This is a genomic window from Streptomyces sp. NPDC029169, assembly GCF_055563935.1.
In genome coordinates, this window is record NZ_JBVHXA010000001.1 from 756775 (window position 1) to 781724 (window position 24950).

A 24950-nucleotide genomic window follows, 5' to 3' on the forward strand; every position below is an offset into this window, starting at 1 on the left:
CAGGCCTACGAAACAGGCTACTTGACCGAGCCGGCCGTCAGCCCGGACACCACATGGCGCTCGATGACCGCGAACAGCACGATCACCGGCACGATGGCCACCAGCGACGCGGCGAACACCTGGTTCCACTGCACGCTGTAGGCCCCGATCATGTTGTTGATGCCGACGGTGAGGGGCTGCCGCTCGGGTGAAGTGGTGAGCGTCAGGCCCATGATGAACTCGTTCCACGCCGCGATGAAGGTGAAGATCACGGCGGTGACGATGCCGGGCATGGCGAGCGGCAGGGTCACGCGGAACAGTGCGCGGGCCCGGCCGCAGCCGTCCATCATCGCGGCCTCCTCCAGCTCGACGGGGATCGAGCCGACGTACGCGCTGATGATCCAGACCGCGAAGGCGAGGTTGAACGCCGCGTTGGCCACCATCAGTACGGTCGTCGTGTCCAGCAGGCCGAGCGCGTGGAACTCCCGGTAGAGGCCCACCTGCAGGGCCGTCGGCTGGAACATCTGCGTGACCAGGACGAGGAGCAGGAAGGCGCTGCGCCCGCGGAAGCGTACGCGTGCCGTGTAGTACGCGGCGGGCAGCGCGACGAGCAGCACGAGCAGCGTCGAACCGGCCGCGATCAGCAGGGTGTTGGACAGGTTCTGGCCGAGCGTGGTCTCGCTCCAGACGCGGGTGAACGCGGACCAGTCGAAGCGGGACGGCACATAGCCGTTGTCGCGCAGCTCGTCGGCCGGGCGCCCGGCCGTGATCACCATCTGGACGTACGGCAGCAGGAAGAGCGCGGCCAACGCCCAGGCCGTGACCGTGAGCAGCACGGTCTTCGTACGGGGGCGCGGGCGAAGGGTCATGGTGCTCATCGGTCCGCCTCCTTCCAGCCGCTGACCTTGAGGAAGACCAGGACCATGACGATGACGGCGGCGAAGTTGACCACCGACAGGGCGGCCGACTCGGCCACGTCGTAACTGCGCAGCATGTACATGAAGACCGTGGTGGTGGCGGTGTCGGCGTTGGGGCCGCCCTGGGTCATGCCCCAGATGACCGGGAACGAGTTGAAGACGTTGATCAGGTTGATCACCAGGGCCACGAGGAACGCCGGCCGCAGCAGGGGCAGCGTGATCCGGACGTACGTCTGCAGGCGCGAGGCGCCGTCGACGCGGGCCGCCTCGTACACCTCGCCGGGCACGGTCTGGAGCCCGGCGAGAAGCGTGTACGTGGTGAACGGGAGGGACACGAAGACGGCGACGACCACGAGCCACGGCTTCGCGTGCGCCGCGTCCCCGGTCCACGCCTCGGCCGAGTCGATCAGGCCGAGGTCGAGGAGGAGCCGGTTGAGGACGCCGGCCACCTGGTCGAGCATCCAGCGGAAGCCGATGGCGGTCATCAGGACGGAGGCCGCCCAGGGCGCGATGAGCGCCCAGCGGGTGATCCGGCGGCCGGGGAAGCGCTGGTTGAACAGCTGGGCCAGGGCCAGCGAGATCAGCATCGTCAGCGCGACGACGGCGACCGTCCAGACCGCCGTCCAGGTCAGGACGTCGGGGAGCCGGGGGTCGGCGAACAGCTTGCGGTACTTGTCGAGACCGGCCGGGCCCAGGTCCACGCCGGAGGTGTCGATCCTCCGCAGCGAGGTGCGGACCATCTCGACGACCGGCCAGACGACCACGGCCAGGATGAGCAGGACGGAGGGCCCGATCCAGGGCAGGGCGCCGAGGCGCCGGAACCAGGAGGGGGGCCGGGGCCCGGCCGGCCGGTCAGGGTGGCGCCGGCCGGGTCCCGGGGCTGCGGGCCGGCGGGCCGCGTGGGCCCGCCGGTCGGTACGGGGTGTGGTGCTGGTGGACACGTGCGTTCTCGTTTCGGACGTACGACTTTCGGACCTACGGCCGCATCCCGTCACTGCCCCGCCTGCTCGGCCGCCTTCTGGAGGGCGTCGAGGCTCTTCTGCGGGTCGTCGAGGGCGCTGCCGATCTGGGTCTTGATCTGGGCGGAGACGCCCGGCCAGGTCGGGTCGCTGAGCGGATAGAAGGTCGCGGACGGCAGGATCTCGAGGAAGGGCTTGAGGTCTCCCAGGGCCGGGTCCTCGGCGAGCGCCGCGCGCGCCGTCTGGGTCACGGGCAGCAGGTTGTAGGTCTTGGCGAACCTGACCGTGTTCTCCTTGCCGTACGCGAAGTCGAGGAAGGCCTTGATCTCCTTCTTGTGGCCGCCCTTCTTGAAGGCCATGACCCAGTCGGCCACGCCGAGGGTGCTGGGGCTCTTCTCGTTCGCGCCCGGCATGGCGGTCCAGGTGACGTCCAAGCCCTTGAGCTCGGCGAGCTGGCCGGGGAAGCCGTTGAGCATGCCGACCTTGCCCGAGGCGAAGTTCTTGGTGAGGTCGGTGCGGTTGACGGCGGCCGGGCTCTTCTCCGTGAGGCCCGCGTCGACCCACTTCTTGAGCTGGGTGAACGTCTCCACGTTGGCGGAGGAGTTGATCGCGTACTTTCCGCTGGAGTTCTGGTAGCCGCCGCCGTTGCCCATCATCCAGATGAACGCCTCGGCCTGCGCCTCCTCCTTGCCCAGCGGGACGCCGAGGGGCACCTCGACGCCGGCCTTCTTGAGCGCGGTCGCCGCGGCGGTGACCTCGGCCCAGGTCTGCGGCGGCTTCTTGGGGTCGAGGCCGGCCTTGCGGAACAGCGCGTTGTTGATGAGGAACATCCGGGCGCTGGAGACGAACGGGATGCCGTACGCGGTGCCGTCCTGGCGGCCGGCGTCGGCCATGGAGGGGATGAGGTCCCCTTCGGTGGGCACCGACAGCACCTCCGGGACGGGGTACAGCAGGCCGCTCTTGGCGAAGTCCGCGTAGCCGCCGGTCTGGAGGATGTCCGGCTGGTTCCCGTTCTGGACCATGGTCTTGACCTGGGCGTCGATGTCGTTCCAGTTGATCACCTGGAGGTCGACCTTGATCTTCGGGTTCTTCTTCTCGAACGCCTTGATCACGTCCTGCCAGTACGCCTGGCTGGGGTTGTCGCCGTTGGAGCCGTAGTCCGCCGCGACGAACTTGATCGTGGTGACCCCGTCCGCGCCGGTCGGGGCGCCGGATCCGCCCCCGCAGGCCGTGAGCACGAGCGCGCCGACGATTCCGGCGGTGGACAGGGTGAAAAGACGTCGCTTCATGGCAACTACCGCCTGGTTCACGAAGAGGAGAGGTTGGCGCGCGAAACTGAGCAGGTTGGCGCGTATTGCTCAACTTAGAGCACGAGACCTGCGTCCTGTCACCTGCGAGTCCTGCTCAGTTATGGAGTTGTGACCGCAGAACCGAGGCAGAAGCTTCACGCGCAGTTCTGATCGTTTTTGATTGAAGAGGGGGAGAACCGCGCACTTGACGTCATTCGAAGGCGACTGCTGTCATGTCGCGCACCACTCTCGGCAGTGTCGGCGAGCGAAAGGCGACAGCGATGCGAGCACGCTCTTCAGTACGAATCAGAGGCAGAGGCCGGCGACCAGCCATCCTCGCCCTGGTGGCGGCCCTGGTGGCCGCCGTCTTCTCCGTCGCGGGTCCGGTGTCGCCGGCCGCGGCGGTGACCGCCGGGGACGCCACGGGGGTCAGCCAGACCGGCAACACCTTCACGATCAGCACCTCGACGGCGGCGAAGGCCCGGATCACGGTCGCCCGCCAGGACATCTTCCGGATCTGGTTGTCGCCGAACGGCGGCTTCACCGACGACCCGGCGGGCAACGCGCTCGCCATCGACACGGACTTCGGCGCCGTGACGACGAGCGTCACGGACGCGGGCACGTACTACAAGATCAGTACTCCTGCCCTGAACATACGGGTCAACAAGTCCCCGCTGCGGTTCTCGGTCTACCGAGCCGACAACTCCACGCTGGTGTGGGCGGAGTCCCAGCCGCTCTCCTGGACCGGCACCCAGGCCAGCCAGTACCTGGCCCAGGGCGCGGACGAGCAGTTCTACGGCACCGGCCTCCGGCTCGGCGAGTGGGCGCTGCGCGGCAAGACCGTGCCCATCTCCGGCAGCAACAAGTGGCTGGAGAACCACAACGCGAGCCCCGCGCCATTCTACATGTCGACCAACAACTACGGCGTCATGCGGAACACCTGGGCCCCGGGCACGTACAACTTCGGCGCGCCGGGCACGTTCACGCACAACGAGAACCGCTTCGACGCCTGGTACTTCGTCTCCGACTCCCTCAAGGGCGTCCTCGACTCGTACACCGACGTCAGCGGCAAGCCGTTCCTGGCACCGATGTGGGGCTTCGAGCTCGGCAACGCCGACTGCTGGAACGCCTCCAACCCCGACTACACCGGTGACCACAACCGGCTCCGTCACCAGACCACGCCCGATGTGGTCGGCTACGCCACCGACGCCCGCGCCGCCGACATGCCCTCGGGCTGGTTCCTGCCCAACGACGGCTACGGCTGCGGCTACACCGCGCCCCTGAAGAGCACGGTCGACGCCCTGAAGGCCAAGGGCTTCCAGACGGGCCTCTGGACCTCGACCGGTCTGGCGAACATCAACGAGGAGGTCGGCACCGCCGGTTCGCGCGGGGTCAAGACCGACGTCGCCTGGATCGGCCCCGGCTACAAGTACGCCTTCGACGGCGTGCAGCAGGCCGTCGACGGCATCGAGAAGAACTCCGACGCCCGCCGCTACGTGTGGACGGTCGACGGCTGGGCCGGCACGCAGCGCAACGCCATCGTCTGGACCGGCGACACCCCGGGCAACTGGGACGCCATGCGCTGGCACGTCCCCGCCATCACCGGCGCGGGCCTGTCCGGCCTCAACTACGCCGCCGGCGACGTCGACGGCATCTTCCAGGGCAGCCCGAAGACCTACGTCCGCGACCTGCAGTGGAAGGCGCTGACCCCGGTCTTCATGACAATGTCCGGCTGGGGCGCGACCGGCCCGGAGGCCGGTTACCAGGACAAGCAGCCCTGGCGCTTCTCCGACCCGTACCTGTCCATCAACCGCAAGTACCTCAAGCTGAAGATGCGGCTCATGCCGTACTTCTACTCCATGAGCCGGGTGGCGACCGAGACCGGTACGCCGACGCTGCGGGCCATGGTCCTGGAGTACCCGAACGACCCGATCGCGCGCGGCAACCAGACGAGCGGTCAGTTCATGTCCGGCGACTCGCTCCTTGTGGCTCCCGTCGTGACGGACACCACGAAGCGTGACGGCATCTACCTGCCCGCCGGCACGTGGACGGACTACTGGAGCGGCAAGACGTACAGCGGCCCGGGCTGGCTGAACGGCTACGACGCCCCGCTCGACCGGCTGCCGATGTTCGTCAAGGGCGGCGGCATCGTGCCGATGTGGCCCCAGATGAACTACACCGGCGAGAAGCCCGTCTCCACGCTCACGTACGACGTGTACCCGCGCGGCTCGTCGACGTTCACGCTGTACGAGGACGACGGGAACACCCGCCAGTACCAGACCGGCGCCTACGCCAAGCAGAAGGTCGACGTCACCGCCCCCGCCTCCGGCACCGGCGACGTCAAGATCAGCGTCGGCGCGAGCACCGGCGCGTACACCGGCAAGCCCGCCTCGCGCGGCTACGAGTTCACCGTCCACGCGGCCGCCGCCCCCAGCGGCGTCACCGTCGACGGTACGGGGCTGCCGGCGCTCACGTCGAAGGCCGCGTACGACTCCGCCACGACCGGCTGGTACTTCGACCCGGCCGACCGCTCCGGCGCCCTGTGGGTCAAGACGGGCTCGAAGTCCGGCGCGTTCACGGTCACCGCGTCCGGTGTGACGCTGCTCCCGGCCGCCGAGGTCCCCGCCTCCGGCGAGCCGATCTCCAAGGCCGCCTGGAAGATCGCGTACACCGACAGCCAGGAGACCACGGTCGAGGACGGGGCCGCCGTCAACGCCATCGACGGCAACCCGGCCACGAAGTGGCACACCGCGTACTCGGGCGGTACCGCGGCTCAGCTCCCCCATGAGGTCCAGATCGACCTCGGGGCGCGCTACGACGTGGACAGCCTGGCGTACCTGCCGCGGCAGGACGGTGGAAGCAACGGCCACATCGGGTCGTACGAGGTGTACGTCTCCGACACGACGGCGAGCTGGGGCAGCCCGGTCGCGACCGGCGTGTGGGCCGACAGCGCCACCGAGAAGAAGGCCTCCTTCGCCCCGAAGACAGGCCGTTACCTGCGGCTGAAGGCTCTCACGGAGGCGGGCGACAGCGGTCCATGGACCAGCGCCGCCGAGATCTCAGCGACCGGCCGGGTCACGCCGCTGCCGTCGAACGCGACGCTGGTCAACGGGGCTTCGGGGACGTGCGTGGACCTGCCGTACAGCGCGACGGCACCGGGCACGGAACCGGCGCTCTACACCTGCCACGGCGGTGCCAACCAGCGCTGGACCTTCACCGCTGCCGGGACCCTGACCGGCAAGGACGGCGTCTGCCTCGACGGCTCCGGCACCACCGTCACCGTCCAGGCGTGCAACGGCTCGACCGGCCAGAAGTGGCAGCTCGGCGCCCAGGCGACGATCACCAGTGGCGGACGCTGCCTGGCCCCGGTCGGGGCGGGCACGGCGAACGGCACGAAGCTGGCGCTCGCCACCTGCTCGGGCACGGCGGCCCAGCGATGGACGCCCACGGCCTGACGGCTACCACCTGGCTACCACCTGGCCACCACCTGAGGAGGGAAGCTGCGCCCCCCGACCTGCATCGGTCGGGGGGCGCAGTCATATGCGCGAAAACCTAGACATCCAAAGTTTTCGCACTTACCGTGGCATAACCGGCGGTTTTCCAGCCGCCACCGCGCCCCGTCCCCCCAGGCGCAGAGGAGCCCCCATGTTCACTGGCACGCAGAACACCCCGCTCACCAGCCCTCCCGACGTCCTCCCCCTCACCCTCCGCCCCGGCCCGCTCCTGCAGGACGAGCGTCGGGCCCTGTGCGTGATGCCCGCGACCGTGGAGGCGGTCCCGCTGCTGCGCCGCTTCGTCCGGGAGACGGCCGGCCCATGGGAACTCGGCGACGAGGCCGACGAGGCGCTCGGCGTCATCGTGACCGAGCTCGTCGCCAACGCCGTCCGGCACAGCGGCAGCCCGGACGTGGCCGTGCTCCTGACGACGACCGGCCGCACGGTCACCCTCCAGGTCCAGGACACCGGCAGATGGCGCCCCCGGCGCCCCCGTCTCCCCGGCGACGACGCCGAGTGCTGCGGCCGCGGCCTGCAGCTCGTGCGCGCGTACGCCCTGGACTGCGCGATCGTGCGGACCGCACGCGGCACGCGGGTGGCCGTGACGCTCGCCGCCGGCGCGGGGAACGAACAGAGCCCGCCGGCGCCGGACTAGGACGCCGCGCTGTCGCCGCTTCCGGACTCCCGCTCCCGCTGCCTGTCCAGCACTTCCAGGAGCACGTCCCGCAGCCGGCCGATGTCCCCGGCCATGTCGATCGACGGCTCCAGCAGCCACTGGAGCTGCAGCCCGTCCGTCGCGGCCAGCAGGATCCGGGCCGCCCAGTCGGCGTCGGCGTCCGCCACCGGCCCCTCGGGGCCGAGCCCCGGCGGCGGACCCCCGGCGAGCAGCGCCGCGATCTGGCGCCTCAGGCCGCGGTACCGCTCCGTGAAGAACGCGTGCCCCGGGTGGTCGGGGTCGGCGGAGGCCGCGGCGATGTCCAGGAAAAGCTTGACCAGTCCTGGCGTGGCAGCGTTCTGAGCCAGCAGCTCCGTCCGCCAGAGGACGGTCTCCGGGGTGTACACCTCGGCCGCGGCGGTGTCGCGGGCCTCGATCACGGCCGTGAGCAGCGCCTCACGGCTCCCGAAGTGGTGCAGCACGCCCGCGTCGGTCATCCCGACCCGCTGGGCGATGTCCCGTACGGACACACCCCGGCTGCCGGCCTCGGCGTAGGCGGCCAGGGCGGCGTCGAGGATCTCCTGCCGCTTGGCGGCGGTCTTGGCGTACGGGCCCCGGGGGCGTCGTGTGGTCACTCGAGCACTGTAGCCAGCCCCGCAGAGGAAAACCTCGCACCCCTACCTTTTCAAGGGTGCACGGTCCCCGAAACGATCAAGGGGCCGTTTCAGATTGCTCTGAAACGGCCCCTTGATCTGCGACTCTTTCGAGTCGGGACGACAGGATTTGAACCTGCGACCCCTTGACCCCCAGTCAAGTGCGCTACCAAGCTGCGCCACGTCCCGATGCCCGTCTGACCTGGGGTTTCCCCCCGGCTGAACGCGCATGAGAACAATACCGCACTTCCCCGGGTGGTCACGAACCGCTTTCCTCGACCGATGACTCAGCCCTGCTCCCGCGGGGCGCCCACCCCCAGGTAATGCACCCGGCTCCCCCTCGGCGCACGCGCCGGACTGTGCGCCCGTCACTCCCCGTGACGCGCCCCGGCGCCGCCGCGTACACCCGTACGCCCCGCACCGCCCCCGCCCACAGGGGCCGAGCGGGCTCGGCCCCTGGATTCCGGCCCCGTCCCGAGTCCCCACCTGTTCCGAGATGCCGGTTCTTTGGTGAACAGGTGACGCATGAGATGAACCGACCCCCCTCAACGCCATATGCCCGCCAATTGTTTGCCTTTGGCATGTGGCAGAAAGATGCCCACGGGGAATGCCCTGGTGACCCGCCCGAACAGGCCAACTCCCCCCGAAACACAGTCAGATTCAATCGTCAACCAATCCTCTTTCGGACAAACTCTGTGGCGATATTGATCCGCCCCAGAAAGATCAACACCATGGAGTGTCGGCCTGTTCGGGACGGGGCCACTGCCGATGCACCACCTGCTCGAACATCCGAGCGAGCAGGCGTTTCGCAGGGGAGGGACTCGTATGGACAGCTACTTCAGCAGCCGACTCCATCATCAGCTCAGGGAAACAGTCCGTGACTTCGCGGAGCGTGAGGTCCGGCCACGCATAGCCGAGATGGAAGCATCACGCTCGGTGCACCACGAACTGTCCCGGCTGATCTGCGCACAGGGCTGGCTGGGCGCCACTATCAGCCAGGAGTACGGCGGAATGGGCGCCGGCCACCTGGCCAAAACCATCATCATCGAGGAGCTCTCCCGGGTCAGCGGCGCGATGGGCGCCATGGTCCAGGCCTCCCAGCTCGGCACCGCCAAGATCGTCCACTTCGGCAGCGACGAGCAGCGCAAGACCTGGCTTCCCGCCATCGCCGCGGGTGACTGCCTGCCGACCATCGCCGTCACCGAACCCGAGTCGGGCGGACACGTCCTCGGCATGACGGCGAGCGCGGTCCGCGACGGCGACGACTACATCCTCAACGGCAGCAAGGTCTTCGTCGGCAACAGCCATGTGGGCGATCTGCACGGCGTCGTGGTCAGGACCAGCCCGGGATCGAAGGGCCTGACGGCCTTCCTGGTCGAACCCGACCGCCCGGGCTTCCGGCTCGGCCCCCAGCAGCCTGCCATGGGCCTGCACGGCTTCAGCTTCGGCGAGCTGATCTTCGAGAACTGCCGGGTGCCGGCGGCCAACCGGCTCGGCGACGAGGGCGACGGTCTGGCCGTCGCGTACTCCTCCAGCGTGCTGTACGGCAGGGCCAACCTCACCGCCGTCTCCCTCGGCATCCACCAGGCGATCCTGGAGGAGACGACCCGCTTCTGCGCGGAGCGGCACCGCTACGGCAACCCCTTGCACCACCTGCCCACGGTCAAACTGAAGCTGGGTCAGATGCAGTCCCGGCTGATGACGGCCCGGCTCGCCGCCTACCACGCCGTCCATCTCCTCGACCAAGGCCTGTCCTGCGACACCGAGTTGATGAACGCGAAGCTCGTCAACGTGGAGTCGGCGATCGACTCAGGACGCAACGCCATGGAGATCCACGCCGCCGCCGGTCTCTTCACCGACCGTCCGATCGAGCGCTATCTCCGCGACGCGCACCACATCTTCGCCCCGGCCGGCACCTCCGACATCCAGCTGCTGCGGCTGGCCGAGGTCGCTCTCGGCCAGGACAAGGGCAGTTGGTCCGAGAGGCTCTCGGACCTGGTCAGGCTGGAGCCCGTCCACGCCTGACCGCGCGAAGACGCACAAGCGCACACACGCATACAGACACAGGCGCGCCCCGGCACGACAACGTAGCCGTCCCGGGGCGCATCCCGATGTGTCCGTCCGATCGGGTCCACCCGATCGAGTCCGTCCGATCGGGTCAGATGAGCCCTTCCTCGCGGCGGTGGATCTGCTCCACCAGCTCCGCCGCGAGCGTCTTGATGGTCTCCAGACCGGCCCGGCCCCACGGCCGTACGTCCGTGTCGACCACGCAGATCGTGCCCAGCGCAATGCCCGTACGGTCGATCAGCGGCGCGCCCATGTACGAGCGGATGCCGATCTCGTCCACGACCGGGTTCCCCGCGAACCGCGGGTAGTCGCAGACGTCCTCCAGGACGAGCGCCTTGCGGCGCACCACGACGTGCGGGCAGTAGCCGTGGTCGCGGGCCATGAACCGGCCGACGTTCCCGGCTGCCGCCGCCGCGCCCAGGTCGCTGCCCGTGTGGGTGCCGGCCGGGGTGTGCAGCCCGGCGAAGAACTGCCGGTTCTCGTCGATGAAGTTGACCATCGAGTACGGAGCGCCGGTCACCTCCGCGAGCCGGTGCGCGAACTCGTCGAACGCCTGCTCCGGCCGCTCCCCGATGCCCAGTTCCCGCAGCCGCCGCACACGGGCGGGCGCCTCCTGGTCGACGGGGGTCAGCAGCAGATGACCGGTCGGGTCGTAGGTCATGACGGTGCTCCGTAGCTCGGCACAGGGGCCGGGATGGTGGTGAGCAGATGCTGGACGAGGGTGAGGAGGGTCCGGATGCCGGCGCTGGAGATCCGGGCGTCGCAGAGCACGACCGGCACCTCGGGCTTGAGGTCGAGCGCCGCCCGGACCTCTTCGGGCTCGTAGCGGTAGCTGCCGTCGAACTCGTTGACCGCGACGACGAATCCGATGCCCCGCCGCTCGAAGAAGTCGACGGCGGAGAAGCAGTCCTGCAGTCGCCGGGTGTCGGCCAGGATGACCGCTCCGAGGGCGCCCTCGGAGAGCTCGTCCCACATGAACCAGAAGCGCTCCTGGCCCGGGGTGCCGAACAGGTACAGCACGTTCCTGTCGTCGAGCGTGATGCGCCCGAAGTCCATCGCGACCGTGGTCGTGGTCTTGGTCTCCACGCCCTCCAGGCTGTCGGTGGCGGCACTGACCTGGGTCAGCAGCTCTTCGGTGCTCAGCGGTTCGATCTCGCTGACCGCGCCCACGAAGGTGGTCTTGCCCACGCCGAAGCCCCCCGCCACCAGGATCTTGAGCGCGGTGGGGAACGGGTCGGCCGCGAAACTCTCGTCGCGCTCAGAGCCGTTGTCGTAGGCCATCGAGCACTGCCTCCAGCAAGGAACGGTCGGTTGGGTTGGCGTGGAAGCGGGGCGCACGGGCGGTCAGCGCCCCGCAGTCCACGAGATCGGAGAGGAGGACCTTGGTGACGACGGCCGGCAACCGTAAGTGCGCCGCGATCTCCGCCACGGAGGTGGGTCCGTCGCACAGCCCGAGGGCCAGGCTGTGTTCGGGACCCATGTGCGGCTGTGGGGAGGAGCCGGTGGCCATCACCATGGAGAGGAGGTCCAGCGCGGTGGTCGGCTGGGTCCGGCCACCGCTCACGGTGTACGGACGGATCAGCCGGCCCGCCGCGTCGTCGAGCCAGGGCCCCTCCTGAGAGGACGCCACGCTCACTGCCCCGTGCTGCCCGCCGCGCCCGCCGCCTGTCTGGCAGGAGTGACGAGATACGGCCGCACGCTCTTGACCAGCATCGCCATCTCGTAGCCGAGGACGGCGGCGTCCGCCTCCCGCCCGGCGAGGACCGCCAGGCAGGTGCCGGAACCGGCGGTGGAGACGAACAGCAGGGTGGAGTCGAGCTCGACGACCACCTGCCGCACCTCGCCGCCGTCGCCGAACCGCGCGCCGGCGCTGCGGCCGAGCGAGTACAGCCCGGAGGCGAGCGCGGCCATGTGGTCGGCGGCGTCGGTGTCGAGGCCGTGGACCGACTTGACCAGGCCGTCGGAGGAGAGCAGTACCGCGTTGCGGGTGTACGGGACCCGCTGGACCAGACCGCTCAGCAGCCAGTCGAGATCCGAGGAATGGCCGTTCGGCACATTGCTCGCCATGGTGCATCTACTCCTTGTGCGCGTCGCCTGGACGCAGCGGTTCTTGGGGGGAGGGCTGGGATTCGGCGAGTCCGATACCGCGCTGGAACGCGGCCATCAGACCCGGGTCGTGCAGGGTGTGCTCCTCGGGCTTGCGGGCCACGGGCTCGTCGCGCAGCTGCGGGACGAGGTGCTCCTGGGCCCGTCGCTTGGGGAGCAGGGGACGGCCCGGCGGCTGGGCACGCTCGGTGTTCTCCGCCGGCTGGAGCGGTAGCCCGGAGGCCGAGGGGGTGTACGCCAGGGGCCGATGAGGGGGTTCGGCCGCCGCGGGCTCCGGAGCGTGGCCCGAGGTCCGTACGGGCGGTTGTACGGGGGTGTGCGCGGGGGGTTGTACGGGAGTGTGCCGGGGTGCCGGTACGGCTGCGGTGATCTGCGCCGGTACGGGCGCGGGCGCCGCGTGGACGGCCGGGGCCGCCGCTTGGGGCACCTGCTGCACGTGGGATGCCTGGGGCGCCTGAACAGCCGACTGGCCGGCGGCCACGGCGGCCGCCTGGTTCTGGCTCCGCGCGAGACCCTCGGGGTCGGCGCCGAGAAGGCCCTGCGGCAGCACGAGAACGGCCTGGACACCGCCGTAGATGTTGGACTGGAGGCGTACCGCGATGCCGTGGCGCCGGGCGAGCGCGGAGACGACGAACAGTCCGATGCGGCCGTCCTGGAGCAGATGGGCCACATTCACCTGGTCGGGGTCGGCGAGCAGGGCGTTCATCTTGTTCTGCTCGGTGACCGGCATGCCCAGGCCACGGTCCTCGACCTCGACGGCGAGGCCCGCGGTGACGTACTGGGCCCGCAGGAGCACCGTGGTGTGCGGTGCGGAGAACAGCGTCGCGTTCTCGACGAGTTCGGCGAGCAGGTGGATGACGTCGGCCACGGCATGACCCCGCAGCGTACCGTCGATCGGCGGCACCAGTTTCACGCGCGGGTACTGCTCGACCTCGGCGATGGAGGAGCGCAGCACCTCGGTCATGGTGACCGGATTCGACCACTGGCGGCGGGAGATGGCGCCACCGAGCACGGCGAGGTTCTCCGCGTGGCGGCGGATGCGGGTGGCCAGGTGGTCGACGTGGAACAGGCCCTTGAGCAGCTCGGGGTCCTCGACCTCGTTCTCCAGCTCGTCCAGGAGCTGGATCTCGCGGTGCACGAGAGACTGCAGACGCCGGGCGAGGTTGACGAACACCTCGACCTTCTGCTCGTTGCCGACACTGCTGGAGAGCCGGGAGGCCTGTACCACGGCGGCGACGGCGGCCTCGTGGGAGCGGGTCAACTCCTGTGCGAGCAGGTCGAACTCGTCGCCGGACGCGGCGGCGGGCGGGCCGGACGGACGGGCCGGGGGCCCTTCGCCTCGGCGCAGCTGCTCGACGACCGTACGTAGTTCGCTCTGGCCGCGGGCGCTGGAACGGCGCAGGGCGTTGCAGCGGTCGAGTACGGACTTGGCCGCCCGGTCGGCGCCGAGCGCGGCCGCGGTCACCGAGGCGACCGTGAGGGCGGCGGCACCCGTCAGCGCGGCCCAGAGGCCGGGAGTCAGGCCGGCTCCGGTGGAGCGGATGGTGAAGAGGACGGCGGCGGCGCCGCCGAGTGCGACCGCGACGGCGGGAAGCACGGAGGTGCGCAGGAGTTGCGGGCGTATGCGGGCTTCCGTCGGGAGCGGCGCGGGTTGCGGCGCGGGGCCGGGAGCCCCCGCGCCGGAAGCGGAACGGGCGCCTGACCGGCCGTGCCGCCCGCCCTCGCGGCGTTCGGACCGCGGGGCGGGTGCGCGAAGTTGAGACATGAGTGTCCTTGGTACGTGCCCAGGAGTCGGCGTACTACGTGGTGTACTGCGTGGGTCGGATGAGCCTACCGATGATCACCAACCACCCACTGTAGACGTCAACCGTTCATGTGCGGTGCGCAGTTGGCAAACTTACCCGCAGAGGGGTCCCTCTCTGGTATCACCCTTCGCACGACAGGCCGAGAACACTCGGCCGGAAGTCGACGGGGGTTGGTGTCGGCGGGGGAACGGAAGGGGGAGGAGGCGGGTGCAGGCCTCCCCCCTCGGCGAGATTCGGCCTTGACCGGAATCCGCCCGCGCGGTTGCGCGCCGGGGCGCGGGTACGACCTCCCGCGCTCCGCGTCACGCTCCCGTACCCCACCCGGCAGCCGACCCGCGCCGCCCGCGCCCGCCGCTCGCATTCGCGTTCGCATCGGCTCCGCTGGCACGAGCCGGTCAGGCCCGGTCGCGGGGCGCGTGGACCACCCGTGGAACAACCTGACCGGCCTCGTCGGCCGCGCCTCCAGCATTGGTGGCTTCCGACTCATCGCAGGATCCTGGAAACGGCTGTCATCGCACGCCCGCGCCGGCGGGCCGCCTGGAGGTGACCAGCCGTGACCGCTCTGATCTGGCTCCTGCTGATCGTCGGCATCCTCGCGGTGGCCGTCTGCGCCGTCCATGTCCACCGGCGCCACGGTCCCACCCGCGCGGTGGCCGTCGTCCTGCCGGTCGCGGGCCTTCTCGCCCTGCCGGCACTCCTGGCCGGCGAAGCCTCCGCCGCCGCCTGGGCCCTGTGGGGGGCCACCACGATCGCCGCCGCGCTGACCTGGGGCGTCGCCGACACCCTCCGCGACATCCCGACCCCGCCGTCGGCAAGACCCAGGAGGACGGAGTGACCGGTGTGCGCCGCGGGCACGACGACCCCCGTCCGGCCGGGTACCCGGATCCGGGCCGTTGCCTCGGGCTGGCTATGATCCCGCCGTGGTCACGGAACGTTCTACGGCGAGGCGAGCCGGCACCCGGTGCCGGATCCCGCTGTGGTCACGCCTGCTGTGGCTCGGAGCGCTGCTGTTCGGGCTTCTGTACACGCACGGCCTGCACGGCGACAGCAGCGCCGGACACATCGCTCCCGGACACCTCGCCGCCTCCGCGGCCCACGTCCAGCACGACCAGCCCGCCCCGTCCGTCGACGACCACGAGGGCGAAGGCGAGCCGACGCACACCCTCCAGGACTGCGCGACCGGTCAGCCTCCGGCGGCCGTAGACATCGCTCCCCCGGCCATTACGCCCGTGACCGTGACGGATAGCCCCGCGGTCACCGCTCGCTCCGCAGCGCCCGCCACGGTGGCCCGTCTCAGGGCACCAACGGGTCCGGCCTCAGCGGTTCTCCGCATCTAGACGACGCCGGCGCGCCGCGCCCGTCGCTTCTTCACCCGCGCCCTCACGGGCCGCATCCCTGACCTGCTCGCGCGCCGCCTCCGACCGGCCGCGCCCTGAGCGCACTCGTACGGCCGACCGCGCCCACCGTCGAACCCACGGGCGGTGGCGTCTCAGGTCATGCCACGATCCACACCTGGAAGGCTTCCATGTCCCTTCTCGCCGACCACCCCGCACCGCCCCAGCCGGCACCCGCCGGCCGCGCCGGTCGCTCGCGCCGCAAGCGCAAGACGCCCCTGGCCGGCCGCTACCTCGGCTACGTCCTGTACTTCGTGGGCGCGGGCCTGATCAGCGGCGCCGTGGTCCACCATCCGCTCGATCCCGCCCGCTACACGACGGTCGCGATCGCCGGCGTGGGCGTCTTCCTGGTCGCCACGCTGGTCAACGAGTTCCTGCTGGCGAAGGAACGGCCACCGCTCGGCCGCGGGCTCGTGGTGATCGCCGCCTCGCTGCTGCTGTCGTTCGGCATCGGCATGCTCAGCGGCGGGCTCCAGCACTTCGACGACTTCCCGGCCCGGGGCGCCGTCCTCGTCCCGCTGGGCATCGTGGTGTCGTTCGTGGCCTTCGTCATCAAGGACGCCGACACGTCGGCCCGCCGCATCCTCAGCCCTCTGGGCCTGGTGGTGCTGCTCGTCGCGGGCGGCGGCTACCTCGGCCTCAGCACGCTGGCAGCCGGAATGGGCGGCGCATCCACCGAGGGCGGCGGGCACAGTCACGGGGGCGGAGCGCCGGAGACCGACGACCATGGAGCCGAGCCCGAGCCGTCCACCCCGGAAACCAGCCCGACCACGCCGGGCGGGACGCCCACACCGAGCGAGGGAGCGGGCGCCGGCGAGAGCGGGCACGCCGACCCCGGCCACTCCGACGACGGCCACGCCCACTGAAACCTGATCACCCCACCAGGTCGGCGCACCGCGGTTTCCGGCTCGCGCGGGGGACGGAATGTGCCGACACTGGGCGGGAACGACAGCGCGAGGGAAGCGGAGCCGGCCATGGGCGTGATCGAGGAGTCGGTCGATGTGGCCGCCCCGGTGCGCGCCGCCTACAACCAGTGGACCCAGTTCGAGAGCTTCCCCCGGTTCGTGCCGGGCGTGAAGGACGTCGAGCAGCTCGGTCCCGCCCTGGTCCGCTGGGCTGCGGGATGGGGCCCGGTCACCCACGAGTTCGATGCGGAGATCGTGGAGCAGACACCCGATGAACGCGTGGTCTGGCAGAGCCTGGACGATCCGCACCTCACCGGTTCGGTGTCCTTCCGTCCCACAGCCGACGACCGCACCCGGGTGACCCTGCGCATGGAGTACGCGCCGCACGGCCCCCTCGGGCGGACGGTGGACGCGCTCGGTGTGGTCCGGCGAGGGGTCCACGGCGGGCTGGGACGGTTCAAGGCGTTCGTCGAGGGCCAGGAGCAAGAGACCGGGGCCTGGCGCGGCACGATCAGCGGCGGGCACGTCCGTCCCGGGCGGCGGCGGCCCGCTGTCCCGTGCTGGCCCTCGGGCTGACCGGCGGACGGGCAAGGAGACATGGGCACATGAGCAGAGGACGGGAAGAACCGGGCCGGGCCCCGGAGGACCCTGCCGGGACGGCGGTCTCGATCACCCCGCCCAAGACCTGGGCGGTGGGCGTACCCGCGGTGGCCCACGCCCTGCGGTACTCCCTGGAACAGACGACGGTCCGCCGGACCGCGCTGACCCTGCTCAACGTCAACCAGACCAAGGGCTTCGACTGCCCGGGGTGTGCCTGGCCGGAACCGGACCCGGCCCACCGGCAGCTCAACGAGTACTGCGAGAACGGCGCCAAGCACGTCAATGACGAAGCGACGTCCCGACGGATCACGGCCGAGTTCTTCCGGCGGCACCCGGTCTCCGAACTGGCCACGAGATCCGCCCAGTGGCTCAACCAGCAGGGCCGGCTCACCGAACCCATGGTCAAGCGGCCCGGCTCGGACCACTACGAGCCGATCGGCTGGGACGCGGCGATCGGGCTGCTGGCCGAGGAGCTGGGCCGGCTGGACTCCCCCGACGAGGCCGTCTTCTACACCTCGGGCCGGGTCAGCAACGAGGCCGCCTTCCTCCTCCAGCTGTTCGCCCGGGCCTTCGGCACCAACAACCTGCCGGACTGCTCGAACATGTGCCACGAATCCAGCGGCGCCGCCTTGCACGAGACCCTGGGCGTCGGCAAGGGAAGCGTCAGCCTGCACGACATCTACCACGCCGATCTGGTCCTGGTCGTGGGCCAGAACCCCGGCAGCAACCATCCCCGGATGCTCGCCGCCCTGGAGCGGACCAAACGGAACGGAGGGCGGATCGTCGCGGTGAACCCGCTGCCCGAGGCGGGGCTGCGGCGGTTCAGACACCCGCAGAAGGCGCGCGGTGTCATCGGCCCCGGGACCGTGCTCGCCGACGCCTTCCTGCAGATCCGGCTCGGCGGTGACCTCGCGCTGTTCCAGGCACTGAACCGGCTGCTGCTGGAGGCCGAGGACGCGGCTCCCGGCACCGTGCTCGACCGGGCCTTCATCGACACGTACACGACAGGGTTCGAGACGTTCGCCGAGCACGTCCGGAGCGTCTCCTGGGACGAGGTGACCGCCGCGACCGGGCTGCCGCGCCAGGACATCGAGAACCTGCGCGACCTGGTCCTCGGCAGCCGGCGGATCATCGTGTGCTGGGCCATGGGGCTGACGCAGCACAAGCACGCGGTGCCCACCATCCGCGAGATCGTCAACTTCCTCATGCTGCGCGGCAACATCGGCAAGCCCGGCGCGGGCGTCTGCCCCGTGCGCGGCCACAGCAATGTGCAGGGCGACCGCACCATGGGCATCTGGGAGCGGATGCCGCAGCAGTTCCTGGACGCGCTGGGAGACGAGTTCGGCTTCACCCCGCCGACCGGGCACGGCTGGGACACCGTGCAGTCCAACAGGGCCATGCTCGACGGCCGCGCCAAGGTGTTTCTCGGCGTCGCGGGCAACTTCGTACGGGCCACCCCCGACAGCCGGGTCACCGAGCGGGCACTGCGGCGGTGCCGGCTCACCGCGTACGTCTCCACCAAGCTCAACCACTCCCACACGGTGTGCGGTGAGACGGCGCTGATTCTGCCCACTCTGGGCAGGACCGAGCGGGACGTCCAGGCGGGCGGGGAGCAGTTCGTCACCGTCGAGGACTCGATGAGCGAGGTCCACGCGTCCCGCGGCCGGCTGGAACCGGCCTCCCCCACGCTGTTGAGCGAGGTGGCGATCCTGTGCCGGCTGGCCCGCCGGACGCTCGGTGACAGGGTGCCCGTGCCGTGGGAGGAGTTCACGGCGGACTACGGCGCGATCCGGGACCGGATCGCCCGGGTCGTGCCCGGCTTCCATGACTTCAACGCCAGGGTGACCAGACCCGGCGGCTTCCGGCTGCCCAACCCAGTGAACGAGGGAACCTTCCCCACCCCTGGTGGCAAGGCCGTCTTCACCCGCAACGCGGGCGAGATGCTGCGGGCGCCCGAGGGCCATCTGCTGCTGCAGACGCTGCGCTCCCACGACCAGTGGAACACCGTTCCGTACACCGAGAACGACCGGTACCGCGGCATCCACGGCACCCGCCGGGTCGTCCTGGTGAGCCCGGCGGACCTCGCCGCACTCGGGCTTGCCGACGGCGAACGGATGGACATCGTGAGCACCGGGCCGGACGGCACGGAGCGCCGCGCGGAGGACTTCCGGCTCGTCGCGTATCCGACCGCACGCGGCTGCGCCGCCGCCTACTACCCGGAGACCAACGTCCTGGTGCCGCTGGACAGTACGGCCGACATCAGCAACACGCCCACATCCAAGGGCATCGTCATCCGGCTCGAACGCACCGCGAGCGCGCCCCGGTGAACCATGGGGCATGAGGCGTCTCCCGAGAATCTGGTCCGTGCGGCGCGGGCCATGGGAGTAACGGACGAGCGTCTCCTTGAAGCCCTCCGGGTCACCCCACGGGCGGAGTTCGTCCCTGCCGAGCACGTGGCGTCCGCGTACTGGGACACGCCCGTACCTCTGCCCCACGGCCAGGTGACCACCCAGCCCTCGCTGGTCGCCATGATGGTCTCCGCGCTCGGCCTGACCGGAGGCGAACGCGTCCTGGAGGTCGGCACCGGCTACGGCTGGCAGACCGCGCTGCTGGCCCGCCTCGCCGCGTACGTCGTCAGCGTCGAGCGCTGGCCGGACCTGGTCGAGGAGGCCCGCCGCCGGCTCGCCGGGGAGGGCCTCGACAACGCCGAGATCGTCCTCGGCGACGGAACCCTCGGCATGCCGGCCCGTGCCCCGTACGACGCCGTCATCGTGTGCGCGGCCTTCCCGGAGGTACCGGAGCCGCTGATCGCACAGCTGCGGACCGGTGGTCGGCTCGTCCAGCCCATCGGCCCGGGCGGACACGAACGGGTCGAACTGTACGAGCGGGGGACCCACGGCCTCGTGCATCGCGCGACGGTCACGTCGGCCTACTTCGTCCGGCTGTACGGCGCCCATGGCTACGATCAGTGCTGATACGTACAGCTGATACGTACAGGTGGAAGACACCCGATCAGCGGCGTCCGCCCGCCGAGCGCGCGCGGATGATGGCAGTGTGCCGACAAGGATTCTGCTCGAAGGACGCCCGGGCGTGGGCAAGACGACCGCCATTCGCCGGCTGGCGGCGCTGCTGCGCACCCGCGAGGCCGCCGGCTTCACCACGGAGGAGATCAGGCAGGCCGGCACCAGGGTCGGTTTCGCCCTGGAGACCCTGACGGGCGAGCGGGCGGTCCTCGCTCATACGGGCTTCCCGGGCCCGACTCGTGTCGGACGGTACGGGGTCGACCTGAGCGTCATGGAACGGCTGGCGCTGCCGTCACTCCGGCCGAGCGAGGAGCCCGGAGGGCTCGTTCTCGTCGACGAGCTCGGCAGGATGGAGCTGGCCTGCGCCCCGTTCCGGGACGCGGTCCAGGCATTGTTCGACACCACCGTGGATATCGTCGCGACGGTTCACGCGCACCGAGATCCGTTCACCGACGCCCTCAAACAGCGCCCCGACGTCGAGGTCCTCCACCTCACCCCGGCCAACCGGGACGACCTGCCCGAGGCACTCGCGGCTCGACTGGAACGCGGTCTGGAACGCGGTCCTTCATGAACCGCCCGCGCCTGCCCCCAGTCGGTCCAGCAATGCGTCGATCCCCGCGGTGAGTTGTTCCTCTCCGCCCCGTTCGGCCAGGTCCGGGCCGACCGCGCGGAGCCGGGGGAAGTCCCGGGCCGGGAGGCGGTGCAGCCCCAGCCGGAAGGCGGGATCGGGCTCGTCCGGAGCGTCCACCACCTCACGCAGCTCGATCACGATGTAGCCCAGGACCCAGGAGATGAACGCCCGGTACACCCGGAGGGCCACCCCGTCCTCCAGGCCGGCCGCGTGCAGCAGTGCCAGCAGGCGTTCGTGGACACGCAGCACCGCATGGGGCCGGCGGGTCAGGGGGACCACCAGGGGCCGCGTGGCGCACAGGGGGACGACGTTCGGATGGGCCAGCGCGACGCGGTACATCTCGCACGCCACGCCGTGCAGCGCGGCCCGCAGGGCGGGCACGCCGAGGGGCCGCCCGGCGGGGAGCCCCGCGCCGGCGGGATGCCCGGGGCTCGACAGGCGTTCCTCCAGTTCCAGGAAGATCGTCTCGACGAGCCCGTCGAGCAGGTCGTCCTTGCTCGCTGTGTACCGGTACAGCGCCATGCTCTCGACGCCGAGCTCGTCGGCCACGCGCCGCATGCTCACGGCGGTCAGTCCGTCGCCGTCCGCCACCGCCAGCGCGGCACTCAGGACGCGCTCGCGGCTCAGGCGTTCCCGGCGTGATGCCGATGGTCCGTCGCTCATGATCAGGTCCAGCCTTGACGGTCTCCCCCGGTCGGGGGAGCATATACGACGTAAGCGGATGTACTAAGCATATGCCGCACACGTAGGGTAGCGGTCCTGGTCATGGCCCCCTCCTGGTGGATCCCGATCTTCCTGTACGTCGTCCTGGGTTCCACCGCGCTGCTGTTTCTCGCGGCTCCCGCGGTGTCCCGGTGGACGAACCGGTCGCTGCTCGTGGTGACCCTCGCCGCGTGGACCCTGATCGCCGGACAGGTGGCCATGGCAGCCGGGTACCCGAGGACGACGGTCGACGTCTCCGCCGTCAACGGGCTCTCCGCGACAGTGGGCTGCCTGGTGGATCACGGGGTGCTCTGCCTGGCCCCGCGGGACGACCTGTCCTTCCGGTTCTCCCCCGGCGTCGTCACGTGGGTCTTCCTCGGTGCACTGCTCGTCGGCCTGGTGCGTGCGCTGGAAATCCGCAACTCGCGCGGCGATCCCGTCTCCGTAGAGGTGGACGACCTGCTCTACGCCAATCCGCAGAGCACGGAGGGCGGCCCGGGCCCGGCGGGCCACAGCGCCGCCACGTGCACCGTGCGGATGCGCACCATCCTCGCCTCCCAGGTGCAGACGCCGCCGCCCCTCCCCGGAGGCGAGCCGGTCCTCAGCCTCCCCACCGTGCTGTACGAGGCGAAGCCCAAGGACGCGGACATCATCACCAAACTCCTCGCGTTCGCCTGGCAGTTGGCGTTTCCGCAGCGCGGGTGGCGGCTCACAGGACACGTCCAGCGGTCCGACGGAGGTTTCGGCGTCACCGTGAACATCACGGAGAAGGCGAGGCCTCGCAGCATCCTCCAGGACACCTACTGGGCGGACACCGAGGAAGAGGCCGTGTACAAGGCGGCGTACACGGTGGCGCAGCTCGCGATGGAGAACACCGTAGGCCTTCCCCGATGGGCCAAATGGCGCGCCAAGAACGGACGCGGACTGCGGCACTACCGGGACGGCGTCGATCTCCTGCGCAACGGCGGCCATCGGCGACATGCGGAAAGGGAGTTCAGGGCAGCCGTGCGACTGGACCCTGCCAACGGACTGGCCCGCTCCGAGCTGGCGTTGCTCGAGGAGAACACCGCGGGATACCTCCTCGCCCTGGAGATGTACCTGGAGCTCACCAAGGCGCATCCGGCGATGATCCAGCCACGCTACCGGGCCGGGATCGTCCTGGATCTGGTGGACGAATGGCTGGACGCCTGGATGGCCGACCCGGCGTGGCAGAGACGACTCCACAAGGCCCTGACGGGCGCGGGTCTCGTGCCCGCGTCCGAAACGCCGCCGAACGGGGATCCCCGGGCCGCGCGGGACTACTTCCTCCGCGTCTCCGGCGAGGAACTCACGTCCCTGCGTGCGGACCTGCGATTCGGCCGGCTGCTCAGATGGTGGTGGCGGAGGGACACCCGAGAGCTCTACCGCGAGCTGGTCAGGCCGCTCGGGACCCTGCGCGCACGGACCCAGGCCGCCGTCGACGCCGCGATCCTCTCGCAGGACCTCCATGTCCGTCTCAGCGGGCGGGACATCATCCCCTCCCTCTCGGACCTGCGGAGCGACGATCCTGATTTCGCGCGGAACGAGCAGCGGCTCCGTACCATCTGCGGACGCAACCACCCTCGCCGGTCCCGGCTCGGCAGCCGGCTGCGCGACATGAGCGCCCCCGCCCTCAAGGCGAGCGGCGGCGAGGCCCTGGGGCGGATCCAGATCGCCGGTCTTGTCCAGTACAACGCCGCCTGCTTCTACGCCCGGCTGATCGGACCCCCTGGCGACGCGAGCTGGACCGACCGCACGCGGGAAGCCGCCGAGCTGGCGCTCGAGCACCTCACGGCGTCGGTGCAGGACTCCGAACTCCTGGACAACTGGCTCGAGCACCTGAAGGACGATCCGGACCTCAGACATCTGCGGCGTCATCCGGAGTTCCTGGAGTGGACGCTGGCATGACAGACGACAGGACCATCGCCAGACCTCGCACGAGGAGCAAGCACAGGAGGAGGAGACCGTCATGGCCATTGAGAAGCTGGCGCCGCCGCTCGCCGCGGCGTATGAGCGCTACGTACGGGAAGGCCGTCGGCGCGGCCCGCTGAGGAAGCCGGCGGGACTCATGGGACTCGTTTCCGTCGAACAGCGCGCCAAGCCCGTACGCGTGGTCGTCTCGCTGGAGTGCGACCCGGACGCGAAGCCGACCGCAGGAACGAGCGGAGCCGTGATCAACGAGGGCGGCCGTCAGATCCGTACGGGGATCGTTCCCCTCGACGCCCTGGAGGAACTGTCCGAGCAGCCGGGTGTGCGCCGTATCGTGCCGGCCTCGCAACTGCGACCGTACCTGGATCTGGCCCAGGCGAAGGTCGGCGTACCCGCGTTCCGCAGCCGCACCGACCGGACCGGGAACGGCGTGCTGGTCGGAGTGGTGGACACCGGCATCGATCCCGAGCACTCCGAGTTCGCGGGGCGGATCGAGCGCATCTGGGACCAGACGCTGCTCGGCGGGACCGGCGTCCCCGAGGGCCCGTACGGCGCGGAGTTCACCGCCCGCTCGCTGGGCGTCGACACGCTGTCCCGGGACACGGACGGGCACGGCACCCATGTCGCGGGGATCGCCGCGGGCACCGAGGGGGTCGCCCCCGAGGCCAGGATCGTCGCGGTCAGGACCGATTTCCAGGACGCGCACATCATCGACGGGATCCAGTACATCTTCCGGCTGGCGGGCGAGCTGGGCATGCCCGCGGTCGTCAACCTCAGCCTGGGCGGCCACGTCGACCCGCACGACGGCACGGACGTGATGTCCCTGGCCATCGAGGAGGAGACCGGCCCCGGCAGGATCGTCTGCTGTGCCGCCGGCAACGAGGGCGACGACGACATCCACGCGCGGCTGACGGTCGCCCAGGGCGCCACCCGCTCCGTCCCCTGCCACCCGGGGAGGATCGGCGGCCTCCCGGACCTGTTCTGGCTGAACGGCTGGTACTCCGGTGAGGACCGGCTGGAGGTCGCCGTCTCGTCGCCGTCCGGCGACACGACCGACTTCCAGTCCGTACTGACGTCGGGCTCGCCTGTGCGTACGTACGACCTGGCCGACGGCACCGTGCAGATCGTCACGCCGGGCCCCGATCCGGCCAACGGGGACCACAACTTCTTCGTGGCTGTGGAGCCCGCCCCGTCCGCCGCGGGCGTCTCACCGCCGGTGTGGCGGCTCATGCTCCGCGGAGCGAGCGTGAGCGGCGAACGCTGCACGGCGGACGTGTGGATGCTGGGCACGGCGGAGGCGAAGCCCCAGCCGCAGTTCAGCGGCCCGACCGTGCACGACGCGCTCAAGATCGGTTCGCCGGGCGCGGCCACTTCGGCGATCACCGTGGCGGCGTCCACGACCCGCACGCGGTGGCAGGACATCGACGGCACGCTGCGCGAGGCGACGTGGCTGGTCGCGGACGACATCGCGGGCTTCAGCAGCGAGGGGCCGCGCCGGGACGACGTACCCAAACCCGATGTCACCGCCCCAGGAGCGATGATCGTCTCCGCGCTCTCCCGCGACGCCGTCGGCCTGCGCAGGGCCTTCATGCTCGACGATCGCCATGTGGCGTTCCAGGGCACGAGCATGGCATGCCCGTTCATCGCGGGACTCGCCGCGCTGCTCCTGGAGGACGATCCCGGTGCGGACCCCGGGAAGGTGCTCTCGGCCCTGACGGCCGCGGCGGCGATCCCCGGCGGGGTCGCGGGAGCGTTCGACCCCAAGTGGGGTCATGGGCTGGTCGACGCTGCCCTTCTGTGAGAACCGCGGGCACAATCGACGGC

22 protein-coding genes and 1 tRNA gene are annotated in these 24950 nt (G+C 70.5%); 12 read left to right on the forward strand and 11 right to left on the reverse strand.

Annotated features, from left to right (window positions below):
• Positions 1-17: 17 nt before the first annotated feature.
• Genes ACZ4VI_RS03260 through ACZ4VI_RS03270 form a run of 3 tightly spaced genes read right to left on the reverse strand, consistent with a single transcriptional unit; the run spans position 18 to position 3144 of the window.
• Positions 18-857, reverse strand: coding sequence for a carbohydrate ABC transporter permease (locus ACZ4VI_RS03260; protein ID WP_467996113.1), 840 nt, complete (start codon positions 855-857; stop codon positions 18-20).
• Positions 854-1837, reverse strand: a complete 984-nt coding sequence (locus ACZ4VI_RS03265; protein WP_467996114.1) for a carbohydrate ABC transporter permease — start codon at positions 1835-1837, stop codon at positions 854-856. Before ACZ4VI_RS03265 ends, ACZ4VI_RS03260 begins: the two co-directional genes overlap by 4 nt.
• A gap of 50 nt (positions 1838-1887) precedes the next feature.
• Positions 1888-3144, reverse strand: coding sequence for an extracellular solute-binding protein (locus ACZ4VI_RS03270; protein WP_467996116.1), 1257 nt, complete (start codon positions 3142-3144; stop codon positions 1888-1890).
• 344 nt (positions 3145-3488) lie between these two features.
• Between ACZ4VI_RS03270 and ACZ4VI_RS03275 the strand changes: the two genes are divergently transcribed.
• Both ACZ4VI_RS03275 and ACZ4VI_RS03280 read left to right on the forward strand, forming a co-directional pair.
• Entirely contained in the window at positions 3489-6599 is a 3111-nt protein-coding gene (locus ACZ4VI_RS03275) for a TIM-barrel domain-containing protein (protein WP_467996118.1), read from the forward strand.
• A gap of 190 nt (positions 6600-6789) precedes the next feature.
• Positions 6790-7293: an ATP-binding protein gene (locus ACZ4VI_RS03280; protein ID WP_467996120.1), complete on the forward strand. Its 504-nt coding sequence runs from the start codon at positions 6790-6792 to the stop codon at positions 7291-7293.
• Here ACZ4VI_RS03280 and ACZ4VI_RS03285 read toward each other — a convergent pair.
• Together ACZ4VI_RS03285 and ACZ4VI_RS03290 are read right to left on the reverse strand one after the other, a co-directional pair.
• Positions 7290-7928 (reverse strand): TetR family transcriptional regulator, encoded by a 639-nt coding sequence (locus tag ACZ4VI_RS03285; protein ID WP_467996122.1) that lies wholly within the window; start codon positions 7926-7928, stop codon positions 7290-7292. The genes ACZ4VI_RS03280 and ACZ4VI_RS03285 overlap by 4 nt on opposite strands.
• 133 nt (positions 7929-8061) lie before the next feature.
• Positions 8062-8135: transfer RNA gene (locus ACZ4VI_RS03290), tRNA-Pro, on the reverse strand.
• Between the two features lie 636 nt (positions 8136-8771).
• On the opposite strand from ACZ4VI_RS03290, the gene ACZ4VI_RS03295 reads away from it, so the two are divergent.
• Positions 8772-9971, forward strand: coding sequence for an acyl-CoA dehydrogenase family protein (locus ACZ4VI_RS03295; protein ID WP_467996124.1), 1200 nt, complete (start codon positions 8772-8774; stop codon positions 9969-9971).
• 133 nt (positions 9972-10104) lie between these two features.
• On the opposite strand, the gene ACZ4VI_RS03300 is transcribed toward ACZ4VI_RS03295, so the two are convergent.
• Genes ACZ4VI_RS03300 through ACZ4VI_RS03320 form a run of 5 tightly spaced genes read right to left on the reverse strand, consistent with a single transcriptional unit; the run spans position 10105 to position 13884 of the window.
• Positions 10105-10674, reverse strand: coding sequence for a GAF domain-containing protein (locus ACZ4VI_RS03300; RefSeq protein WP_467996126.1), 570 nt, complete (start codon positions 10672-10674; stop codon positions 10105-10107).
• Positions 10671-11294, reverse strand: coding sequence for a GTP-binding protein (locus tag ACZ4VI_RS03305; protein WP_467996128.1), 624 nt, complete (start codon positions 11292-11294; stop codon positions 10671-10673). The genes ACZ4VI_RS03300 and ACZ4VI_RS03305 overlap by 4 nt, the downstream gene beginning before the upstream one ends.
• The gene (locus ACZ4VI_RS03310; protein WP_392286325.1) at positions 11272-11643 is read right to left on the reverse strand and encodes a DUF742 domain-containing protein; all 372 of its coding nucleotides are present in this window, start codon (positions 11641-11643) and stop codon (positions 11272-11274) included. The genes ACZ4VI_RS03305 and ACZ4VI_RS03310 overlap by 23 nt, the downstream gene beginning before the upstream one ends.
• A gap of 2 nt (positions 11644-11645) precedes the next feature.
• Complete coding sequence (locus tag ACZ4VI_RS03315) at positions 11646-12080, reverse strand: roadblock/LC7 domain-containing protein (RefSeq protein WP_215071982.1); 435 nt, start codon at positions 12078-12080, stop codon at positions 11646-11648.
• 7 nt (positions 12081-12087) lie between these two features.
• The gene (locus ACZ4VI_RS03320; protein WP_467996130.1) at positions 12088-13884 is read right to left on the reverse strand and encodes a sensor histidine kinase; all 1797 of its coding nucleotides are present in this window, start codon (positions 13882-13884) and stop codon (positions 12088-12090) included.
• 593 nt (positions 13885-14477) lie between these two features.
• Between ACZ4VI_RS03320 and ACZ4VI_RS03325 the strand changes: the two genes are divergently transcribed.
• The 7 genes from ACZ4VI_RS03325 to ACZ4VI_RS03355 all read left to right on the forward strand — a co-directional run bounded on the left by ACZ4VI_RS03325 (position 14478) and on the right by ACZ4VI_RS03355 (position 20417).
• Positions 14478-14759 (forward strand): hypothetical protein, encoded by a 282-nt coding sequence (locus ACZ4VI_RS03325; protein WP_467996132.1) that lies wholly within the window; start codon positions 14478-14480, stop codon positions 14757-14759.
• Positions 14760-14844: 85 nt separating this feature from the next.
• Positions 14845-15261: a DUF6153 family protein gene (locus tag ACZ4VI_RS03330; RefSeq protein WP_467996134.1), complete on the forward strand. Its 417-nt coding sequence runs from the start codon at positions 14845-14847 to the stop codon at positions 15259-15261.
• A 188-nt stretch (positions 15262-15449) separates the two neighbouring features.
• Entirely contained in the window at positions 15450-16184 is a 735-nt protein-coding gene (locus ACZ4VI_RS03335; protein ID WP_467996136.1) for a hypothetical protein, read from the forward strand.
• A gap of 108 nt (positions 16185-16292) precedes the next feature.
• Positions 16293-16799, forward strand: a complete 507-nt coding sequence (locus ACZ4VI_RS03340; protein WP_467996138.1) for an SRPBCC family protein — start codon at positions 16293-16295, stop codon at positions 16797-16799.
• A gap of 29 nt (positions 16800-16828) precedes the next feature.
• Complete coding sequence (locus ACZ4VI_RS03345) at positions 16829-19150, forward strand: FdhF/YdeP family oxidoreductase (RefSeq protein WP_467996140.1); 2322 nt, start codon at positions 16829-16831, stop codon at positions 19148-19150.
• A 3-nt stretch (positions 19151-19153) separates the two neighbouring features.
• Positions 19154-19798: a protein-L-isoaspartate(D-aspartate) O-methyltransferase gene (locus tag ACZ4VI_RS03350; protein ID WP_467996142.1), complete on the forward strand. Its 645-nt coding sequence runs from the start codon at positions 19154-19156 to the stop codon at positions 19796-19798.
• 79 nt (positions 19799-19877) lie between these two features.
• Positions 19878-20417, forward strand: a complete 540-nt coding sequence (locus ACZ4VI_RS03355) for an NTPase (RefSeq protein WP_467996144.1) — start codon at positions 19878-19880, stop codon at positions 20415-20417.
• On the opposite strand, the gene ACZ4VI_RS03360 is transcribed toward ACZ4VI_RS03355, so the two are convergent.
• Positions 20412-21140 carry a TetR/AcrR family transcriptional regulator gene (locus ACZ4VI_RS03360; protein ID WP_467996146.1) on the reverse strand — a complete coding sequence of 243 codons (729 nt, stop codon included), beginning with the start codon at positions 21138-21140 and terminating at the stop codon, positions 20412-20414. The genes ACZ4VI_RS03355 and ACZ4VI_RS03360 overlap by 6 nt on opposite strands.
• 102 nt (positions 21141-21242) lie before the next feature.
• Here ACZ4VI_RS03360 and ACZ4VI_RS03365 point away from each other — a divergent pair, with 102 nt between their 5' ends.
• Positions 21243-23105: a tetratricopeptide repeat protein gene (locus ACZ4VI_RS03365; RefSeq protein WP_467996148.1), complete on the forward strand. Its 1863-nt coding sequence runs from the start codon at positions 21243-21245 to the stop codon at positions 23103-23105.
• A 61-nt stretch (positions 23106-23166) separates the two neighbouring features.
• Positions 23167-24927: a S8 family serine peptidase gene (locus ACZ4VI_RS03370; RefSeq protein ID WP_467996150.1), complete on the forward strand. Its 1761-nt coding sequence runs from the start codon at positions 23167-23169 to the stop codon at positions 24925-24927.
• Positions 24928-24950 lie beyond the last annotated feature (23 nt).

Bases quoted from the DNA above. Each gene is read 5' to 3' on its own strand.
- ACZ4VI_RS03280 (WP_467996120.1), top strand. From the start codon at position 6,790: ATGTTCACTGGCACGCAGAACACCCCGCTCACCAGCCCTCCCGACGTC.
- ACZ4VI_RS03320 (WP_467996130.1), bottom strand. From the start codon at position 13,884: ATGTCTCAACTTCGCGCACCCGCCCCGCGGTCCGAACGCCGCGAGGGC.
- ACZ4VI_RS03315 (WP_215071982.1), bottom strand. From the start codon at position 12,080: ATGGCGAGCAATGTGCCGAACGGCCATTCCTCGGATCTCGACTGGCTG.
- ACZ4VI_RS03365 (WP_467996148.1), top strand. From the start codon at position 21,243: ATGGCCCCCTCCTGGTGGATCCCGATCTTCCTGTACGTCGTCCTGGGT.
- ACZ4VI_RS03350 (WP_467996142.1), top strand. From the start codon at position 19,154: ATGGGGCATGAGGCGTCTCCCGAGAATCTGGTCCGTGCGGCGCGGGCC.
- ACZ4VI_RS03360 (WP_467996146.1), bottom strand. From the start codon at position 21,140: ATGAGCGACGGACCATCGGCATCACGCCGGGAACGCCTGAGCCGCGAG.
- ACZ4VI_RS03305 (WP_467996128.1), bottom strand. From the start codon at position 11,294: ATGGCCTACGACAACGGCTCTGAGCGCGACGAGAGTTTCGCGGCCGAC.
- ACZ4VI_RS03300 (WP_467996126.1), bottom strand. From the start codon at position 10,674: ATGACCTACGACCCGACCGGTCATCTGCTGCTGACCCCCGTCGACCAG.
- ACZ4VI_RS03295 (WP_467996124.1), top strand. From the start codon at position 8,772: ATGGACAGCTACTTCAGCAGCCGACTCCATCATCAGCTCAGGGAAACA.
- ACZ4VI_RS03345 (WP_467996140.1), top strand. From the start codon at position 16,829: ATGAGCAGAGGACGGGAAGAACCGGGCCGGGCCCCGGAGGACCCTGCC.
- ACZ4VI_RS03335 (WP_467996136.1), top strand. From the start codon at position 15,450: ATGTCCCTTCTCGCCGACCACCCCGCACCGCCCCAGCCGGCACCCGCC.
- ACZ4VI_RS03370 (WP_467996150.1), top strand. From the start codon at position 23,167: ATGGCCATTGAGAAGCTGGCGCCGCCGCTCGCCGCGGCGTATGAGCGC.
- ACZ4VI_RS03340 (WP_467996138.1), top strand. From the start codon at position 16,293: ATGGGCGTGATCGAGGAGTCGGTCGATGTGGCCGCCCCGGTGCGCGCC.
- ACZ4VI_RS03260 (WP_467996113.1), bottom strand. From the start codon at position 857: ATGAGCACCATGACCCTTCGCCCGCGCCCCCGTACGAAGACCGTGCTG.
- ACZ4VI_RS03270 (WP_467996116.1), bottom strand. From the start codon at position 3,144: ATGAAGCGACGTCTTTTCACCCTGTCCACCGCCGGAATCGTCGGCGCG.